This window comes from Candidatus Eisenbacteria bacterium, from assembly GCA_018831195.1.
Classification (GTDB): Bacteria; Eisenbacteria; RBG-16-71-46; order CAIMUX01; family JAHJDP01; genus JAHJDP01.
Genome location: JAHJDP010000118.1, coordinates 103523 through 111165 on the forward strand (window position 1 = coordinate 103523; position 7643 = coordinate 111165).

The window sequence follows — 7643 nt, forward strand, 5'->3', positions numbered from 1 at the left end:
ATTAATGAACTTTGATGTGTTGATTGTCGGTGGCGGTCATGCCGGGATCGAGGCGGCCTATGTTGCGGCCCGCCTGGGCGCGAAAACCGCCCTTGTGACCCTCTCCCGGGGGACCATCGGCCAGATGTCCTGCAATCCGTCTATCGGCGGGATCGCCAAGGGGCATCTGGTGCGCGAGATCGACGCCCTGGGTGGCTGCATGGGGCAGTTGGCCGACCGGGCGGGGATCCAGTTCCGGATGCTCAACACACGCAAGGGTCCGGCCGTCCGCGCGCCCCGCGCTCAAGCCGACAAGGTGCTGTATCACCTTGAAGCTCTTAAGGTTCTGGATAACGCTTCCGGCCTCACCCTACTCGAGGGGTGTGTTGAAAGGATTGTTTTCAAGGGTGGAAGGATTGAAGGGGTCGCGATCCGTCGGGTCATCGACAGCGCCGGGGAGCGTTGGGATAACCCCATCCTCTCTCCCACCGAAGAAGTTGTTGGGTGCCGGGCGGTGATTCTCTGTACTGGAACCTTTCTCAATGGAAAAATCTATCGAGGGATGGAAACCCATGTGGGGGGACGTGACGGCGAGCCGGGTCCGGGTGGACTGGCGATCTCGATGAATGAATTGGGATTGAAATTAAACCGACTGAAGACGGGAACACCGGCGCGGCTCGACAAGGCCACAATCGATTTCAGCAAAACAGAGAGTCAGCCGGGAGACGATCCGCCCCCACGGTTTTCCTATTTGGACGAGCGCCCCCCATTGTTGCCGCAGGTATCCTGCCATATCACAAAGACAAATGAGGCGACACATGAGGTTATACGGCGCAATCTTCACCGCTCGCCCCTCTATGGCGGATCGATTGAGGGGCGCGGGCCTCGATACTGCCCATCGATCGAAGACAAAGTGGTGAAGTTCCCCGATAAGCTGAGCCACCTGATCTTTCTTGAGCCGGAGGGCTTGGATGTCCCGGAGATTTACCCGAATGGAATCTCCACGAGCCTGCCCGCGGATGTTCAAGAGGAATTCATCCGGACGATGCGGGGGTTGGAGCGGTGCGAGCTTCTCCGGGCCGGATATGCCGTTGAATATGATGTTGTCATCCCGACTCAAATCGATGAGTACCTCGGGGTGAACACCTGTCCCGGATTGTATCTCGCCGGTCAGATCAACGGCACATCCGGATATGAAGAGGCGGCTGCGCAGGGACTCATCGCGGGAATCAATGCGGCGCGATGGGTGCAGGGACGGGAACCGTTTAGTCTCAGGCGAAGCGAAGCCTATATAGGTGTTCTTATCGACGACCTGATCACAAAGATTCCAACGGATCCGTACAGAATGTTCACCTCCAATGCCGAATTCCGGTTGCTGCTCCGGCAGGATAATGCCGACCGGCGCCTTTCCGAAAAAGGCTATCAGTTGGGTATCATGGACGATGGGGCCTGGCGCCGGATTCAAGAACGCTGGAATCGCACGGATCGTGAAATGGATCGATTGAAACAGACATCATTTAACAAGTTTTTTGACGGAGAGGCAAAGAACAGCACGATTAGGACTGCATCAACACAAACCCGGGTCAAAGATTTTGAGATGCCGAGGGATGGAGGAATGCCCCTATCGACGTGGTTGCGCCGGCCGGAGATCACCTACAAGGATTTGTTAAAGGCAGGATGGGAATCGGGTCTGGATTCCGCAGCGATGGCCTGGATAGAGGCGGAGATCAAATACGAGGGATACATTGTTCGCATGACGGCCCGGCAGAGGGAGGTCGATCTGCTGGATGATGTGGAAATCCCCGATACCTTTTACAATCTTCTACAGAAGGGCCTCCCCGGGTTTCCGGTTGAGGCGACCGAGAACCTCCTCGAAATTCGGCCGAGGACATTGGGACAGGCCGGCCGGCTTGCGGGCGTGCGCGCCGCGCACATCGATTTGCTGAGTATTCATGTTCGATCGCTGGAAGGGGCGGCGCAGGATAGGATACAGAAAGAAACAACAAACGAGATATAGAGAGAGTTGAGGTTTCGATGGAAAGCAGAGATCGAAAAAGCGGACCTGGCAGCCGGCGCCCGAAAACAAAGAGGGTGCAACGTAAAAGAGGCACACAGAGAGTACAAAGAAAGGTGCGGCCGCCGGGAAAAGGTATGCCCGCGAGAGGAGTGCGGCATATAACAATTCCCATAGATAAATTCAAGGAAGAGTATAATTCCCAGCTCGACACACTGGCGGCAAGGCTTGCCGAGCACGGCCTGGAGTTAAACGCCGGCCGCAAAGAGACGCTGTATCGCTTTGCGCTCCTCATCGCGGAGCGCGCCCAGGAGTTCAACCTGGTTTCGAGGGGAGATCTTGAAAGGGTCATAGATAAACATGTCGGAGCCTCTCTTGGGCCGCTTCTATATGTAAAAACCGATCCGAGGTCCCTCTGGGTCGATATCGGGTCCGGGGCCGGCCTGCCCGGGATGGTACTGAAGGCCTGGGAACCGGAGCAACCCATGCTCTTCGTTGAATCAAGCGGCAAGCGGTGTCTTTTCCTGGAAGAGGCCGGTCATCGCTTGGGATTGGGTGTGGCCGTGAAACAGGCCCGGTGCGAAGAGCTATCCATACAAAATCTCGTGCAAGCCTGGGGAGGGGCCTACCCGATTCGACATTTCGTCTATTTTATGAGAGCCGTAGATCCTTTGCTGAAAGCAAGTTCCTGGGTTCCCTCGCTGATGACACCCGGCGATCTCTGGCTATTCTATACGGGGATTGGGTGGGAAAAGTTGTATGAGAGTTGCCGAGAGGAACTGGAGGCATCTTCCATGAAACTTATTAAATGCCTTGAAGTTCCATGGTCGCCTGGCCGGATTTTGATCTTTGAGAAGGATGTTAGGGAATAAGCGGTAACTGTTTTATTGGATTACCGGTACACGAAAGCATCATTTAAAAGCACCTTCTTTCGCCTTTGATGCCGGGACTCACAGAGGCCCTCTGCTGGCAGGATTCCGCACTGAAGAACCTCATCATTTGAAGGTCCCACATTCTCACTCCCCAAAATCACAGATTCTGGATGCGGAATGGATCCCAAAGGCCTCTTAAGTCTTCGCTCTTGGTTTCATTTTATTCTGGAGTGTAATTCCATAAAAAATAAAGAGTTGTTGTGCCATATTTATCAAGGGCGGACCACCTGTTTATCATTCCGATACACGAGGTAGGATATTTCGCACAGAATGCCCCTGTTGAAAACAGGAACAACTGATTCTCACCCGCAAAAAACGAACGCGACAAGGGGCGAGCTCGGCACGTCCGGACCGCCGGCCTCAATTCCACCCTACCCGGCTTGCTGGGATTGCCGCCCAGGCACGCCCCCGGGGTTCGGGAAGCCCTGGATTACCACTAACCCGCCCCAAAATCCGGACAGGATCGTCAACCCCCCAATTCGGATATCGCACCCGGACTGTTTCACGTGAAACGAGACTGGGTCCAACGGGCGATATTTCCACCCGTTGTTAATGTTACGAGGCAAAAATCGCGAGATTAGAGCGGAAATCGACCCGAATGTCGATGCCTGGACGCCCCCAAAAGGGGCAACCCGGCGATTATGTTCATTATTCTTCTGAAACTAATTAAAATATCATAGGTTGCCCAATCTTTTCTTGACCGGACACCGTTTCTTTCATAATGTTTGCATCTAGTTAAGGGGGCGGCTGGGATGTCGTTTATATGACGTCAATTGGACGATAGATCATCAATCAACGATCTGCATCGATTGACAGATGGAGAACAGATAACTCCCCGAATAGGCATTCAATTAGAAAAGATTCACGGCCGACGAAGACGAGAACAACACAAGGACGGCACAGGCTCTCCCAGACAGAGGGAGGTTCAAATGTATTGGGAAGGCAACTTTCATAGCGATCCAGGTGGGAATGGATCCCGAGGGATCGCGCAGGGGCCTAACAATGGAGACAAGGATCCGCCGATACACCATGGCGCAGGATCTTCGTCGATCATGATGGATTCAGCGAGGGAGACATCATCAGATGATTCGACGGGACAAGACCAGTGGGAAAGCGGGAACTCGGTTCTGCCGGAAATACAGCCCGCCCCACCCAGGACCGCCTGCAGGGTTTTATCTATTGCAAACCAAAAGGGTGGCGTCGGCAAGACGACGACAGCCATAAACCTAAGCGCTTCATTGGCTATGGCTGGCAGGCGCATTCTTGTTCTCGATATGGATCCCCAGTCGAACGCGACCTCCGCCTTGGGGCAAAAGGTGGATCATACAACCCGCACAATCTATGATGTGCTGCTGGGTGAGGCGACGCTCCGAGAAGCGATCCTGACAACCGATGCGCTGGGAATACGAATCGTACCCTCTTCCCCGCAATTCGCCGGGGCCGAAGTGGAACTCGTGTCGGTGGAGAATCGCGAGTTCCTGCTCAAGGAGCAGCTTGATGGTCTGAAATCTGAGTACGATTACGTAATTATCGACTGTCCTCCCTCTCTCGGGTTGCTCACCGTCAATGCCCTCTCTGCCTCAGATGGCGTGATCGTTCCTATCCAGTGCGAATATCTGGCGCTAGAGGGGCTTTCTCATTTACTTGAAACACTTCAAGCGGTTAGGAAGTCATTGAACCCCAAGCTACGGGTAGAGGGGCTCCTTTTGACGATGTATGACGGCCGATTGTCGCTCTCTCAGCAGGTGGCGAATGATGCGCGGACCTACTTTGGATCACGTGTCTATCGAACCATGATTCCGAGGAATGTGAGGCTTGGTGAGGCGCCCAGCTTTGGGAAACCCGTTATTCTATATGATCGGGCATGCGCCGGATCAATGAGCTATGTAAATTTGGCAAAGGAGATTATGGAGAATGAGTCGCAAGGCGTTGGGGCGTGGTCTGAAAGCGCTCATACCGGACTCCCCGGCTGAGAGGCCAACCCTCGTTGAGGATTCGGCAACGAGGCTCTCGATTAGCGAGCTAAAACCTAATCCATTTCAGCCCCGGCGCGAATGGTCCGATGCGGAGCTCCAAAACCTCGCCGAATCGCTGAAGATTCATGGGCTCCTCGAACCCATTCTTGCCCGACCCGCCTCTGGTCAATATGAGATTATCGCGGGCGAGCGCCGAGTGCGGGCCGCCCAGCTTCTGGGATGGACTCATATTGAAGCCCGCATTCGGAGCGTTTCAGATGAAGAGGCTCTTCAATTGGCGCTGGTCGAGAACCTTCAACGCAAAGATCTCAATCCGATGGAAGAAGCACGTGGCTACCGAGCGTTGGCGGAACAATTCTCCTGGACACACGACAGGGTTGCAAATGAGGTCGGAAAGAGCCGAACAGCCATCTCAAATTCATTGAGACTTCTTAAATTACCAGAGTCCGTCAAGGAATATGTTTCACGTGAAACACTCTCGGAGGGCCATGCTCGAACGTTACTTGGGCTTCCGAATCCGGCTATGCAAGAGCGCCTGGCGGGGGACTGCGTCTCAAAGGGTCTATCTGTGAGACAACTTGAGAAAATGGTCCGCCAATTGGCTAAAAGGCTCGAAAGCCGCGGCCGAAAGGGGCGAAGCACGCCAGGGAGAGAAGAAATCCAGGCCCTGCAACATGCTATGACGCAAGCGATGAGCATGGATATTTCTATCAGTGGAAATCGAAACCGAGGTGCTGTAAGGATTCGATATGGGTCAAGGGAGGAGCTGGAGGGATTGATTGCCAGGCTTGGTATTGTCATTCATTGATGGATCGGCCGGCAAGGCATACAGAGACCAGAGATCCCCAATAGGCGGCTGAATGGAAGAAATAAAGGAAATTCCCGCCCCGGCGTTCGGGAACGATGAGTATTCCATCCTCATCACACCCCCAGGGACGGGACGAATCTACAAGTTGCAGATTAAGCCCTGGCAACTCCGCCTCGGAGTGGTGGTTGGAATCTTATTCCTATCGGTTGTACTGATCGGCGCGGCTTTCTATGGAAAAATCCTCATACAGGCCCGCACAACCGCTGGTTTGCAGGCCGAGGTGGAGTTGCTTCATACTCAACTGGCCCAACTCGAGATACTCCAAATAGAGGTCCAGAAGCTGGAAAGATTTCGGAAAGACGTCTTGGAATTGACGGGTATTTCAGAGCCCCGAATCCAGGCAGATGAGGAGGGTTGGGAAAAGGACAGCGAGGGTATAGAAGAAAGCTCAGACAGCAGGAGCAACCGAGTCAACCGGATGGAGATGGCTGATGCCCTGCGGGGAGAAGATGTTGCGGGCCAGGCGCAACGGATTTATCCAGAACAGCTTAAGCTGGTTAGGAGTCTTATATTCCAGCGACCCTGCCCCGGGCCCATTTCGAGGGGCTTTTCGATCGGAGCTTCTGGCGGAGAGATTCACTCTGCCGTTGATCTTGCAGGAAGCGTAGGGACTGGGATTGCCGCCGCCGGGCCGGGCGTTGTGATCCGAACCGAAAAGGATGATGTCTTTGGTCTCGTTGTCGTTTTGGGACATGGAGGGGATATTCAAACCCTCTATGGACACAATTCAAAGATTTTAGTGTCCCAGGGTGAGCGAGTTGAGGCAGGGCAACTCATAGCAGAGATGGGGAATACCGGGCTTAGCTCGGCGCCCCATCTCCATTTTGAAATCCGATTGAAAGATCAACCCATAGATCCAGCGGAGATTATTACATCTCTTCGACCGGAAAGACTAAAATAGAAACAGGGGAAAAAGAGAGGCTTGGTGAAGCATGTCTTGGTGGCGTAAGAGTTCAGAGGGAAAGCAGCCGGTGTCTCCGACGGCGGGGAAGGCGCCTCCCCCCCAGGCAACACCACTTACTCACGCAGAAAAGGATCGTAGGCCGAAGTTTGGTTCCACGACAAGGGAGACGCCCATGATTCCCCAAGGAATTACGATAAATGGAAATATGGAAGGTGCGGGCCACCTGATTATTAACGGAACTGTCCGTGGAAACGTTAACATCAAGGGGCGACTTGAAATAGGAGTCCAGGGCAGTGTTGACGGCGATTTAAGGGCCGAAGAACTTCTTGTCGTGGGCGCCGTTAAAGGAAATATCTACTGCTCCAGCAAGCTGTTACTCCGAAGCGGCTGTCGTGTGACCGGAAATCTACTTTGTGCGGGCCTCATTATGGAGGAGGGGGCCTGGTTGAAGGGGCGCTGTCAAATGGGTCGTCAAAACCAAACCCCCATCTCGGCGCCGGGAGCAACGTCTGGGAAGAGCTCCAATCAGGTACTTGGCCAAGCATCAGGTAAGGTTTCACCCCAATCACATCAAAACGCCGGCCCGGCAGGACCACAGGAACAGGTTCCAATGAAGAGCGGCGTCCTCGGATCAACGTCGTCAGAGAGCACGCCGTCGTCCTCACAATCGTCGAGACCCTGAGGGGCCGAAATCTCATTACAAGAAGTTATAAATCAACGATTATGTATATGATTTATGCCGTCGAGATGACTTGGCGAGAATTCCCAATAAAAACCAACGAACACATCGATATATTTTAATAACAATCAATCCTGAAATTGATGTGGGCATGAATACAGACAACGTTTGTCGATGTGTTTGTCTTTAATATTCATGAATATTTATTTCATAAGAGTGTCGGCTAAAGTGGCACTAACCCTTTCTTTTGGGTGCTCATTGCGTCAAATGTCGCAACCCAATGATTGAAAG

General features: G+C 53.4%; 6 protein-coding genes. All 6 read left to right on the forward strand.

Going from position 1 to position 7643, the window contains the following annotated elements; genetic code table 11:
- The first annotated feature begins 4 nt into the window (after positions 1-4).
- The gene (gene mnmG, locus KJ970_20615) at positions 5-1996 is read left to right on the forward strand and encodes a tRNA uridine-5-carboxymethylaminomethyl(34) synthesis enzyme MnmG (protein MBU2693329.1); all 1992 of its coding nucleotides are present in this window, start codon (positions 5-7) and stop codon (positions 1994-1996) included.
- 134 nt (positions 1997-2130) lie between these two features.
- Positions 2131-2865 carry a class I SAM-dependent methyltransferase gene (locus tag KJ970_20620; protein MBU2693330.1) on the forward strand — a complete coding sequence of 245 codons (735 nt, stop codon included), beginning with the start codon at positions 2131-2133 and terminating at the stop codon, positions 2863-2865.
- A gap of 1115 nt (positions 2866-3980) precedes the next feature.
- Positions 3981-4898, forward strand: a complete 918-nt coding sequence (locus KJ970_20625) for an AAA family ATPase (protein MBU2693331.1) — start codon at positions 3981-3983, stop codon at positions 4896-4898.
- Positions 4840-5709, forward strand: a complete 870-nt coding sequence (locus tag KJ970_20630) for a ParB/RepB/Spo0J family partition protein (GenBank protein MBU2693332.1) — start codon at positions 4840-4842, stop codon at positions 5707-5709. Before KJ970_20625 ends, KJ970_20630 begins: the two co-directional genes overlap by 59 nt.
- Before the next feature lie 52 nt (positions 5710-5761).
- Positions 5762-6670: a M23 family metallopeptidase gene (locus KJ970_20635; protein MBU2693333.1), complete on the forward strand. Its 909-nt coding sequence runs from the start codon at positions 5762-5764 to the stop codon at positions 6668-6670.
- Positions 6671-6845: 175 nt separating this feature from the next.
- The gene (locus KJ970_20640; GenBank protein ID MBU2693334.1) at positions 6846-7355 is read left to right on the forward strand and encodes a polymer-forming cytoskeletal protein; all 510 of its coding nucleotides are present in this window, start codon (positions 6846-6848) and stop codon (positions 7353-7355) included.
- Positions 7356-7643 lie beyond the last annotated feature (288 nt).

Excerpts from the sequence above, each read along its gene's own strand:
- KJ970_20620 (MBU2693330.1), top strand. The coding sequence starts at position 2,131 with ATGCCCGCGAGAGGAGTGCGGCATATAACAATTCCCATAGATAAATTC.
- KJ970_20630 (MBU2693332.1), top strand. The coding sequence starts at position 4,840 with ATGAGTCGCAAGGCGTTGGGGCGTGGTCTGAAAGCGCTCATACCGGAC.
- mnmG (MBU2693329.1), top strand. The coding sequence starts at position 5 with ATGAACTTTGATGTGTTGATTGTCGGTGGCGGTCATGCCGGGATCGAG.
- KJ970_20640 (MBU2693334.1), top strand. The coding sequence starts at position 6,846 with ATGATTCCCCAAGGAATTACGATAAATGGAAATATGGAAGGTGCGGGC.
- KJ970_20635 (MBU2693333.1), top strand. The coding sequence starts at position 5,762 with ATGGAAGAAATAAAGGAAATTCCCGCCCCGGCGTTCGGGAACGATGAG.
- KJ970_20625 (MBU2693331.1), top strand. The coding sequence starts at position 3,981 with ATGGATTCAGCGAGGGAGACATCATCAGATGATTCGACGGGACAAGAC.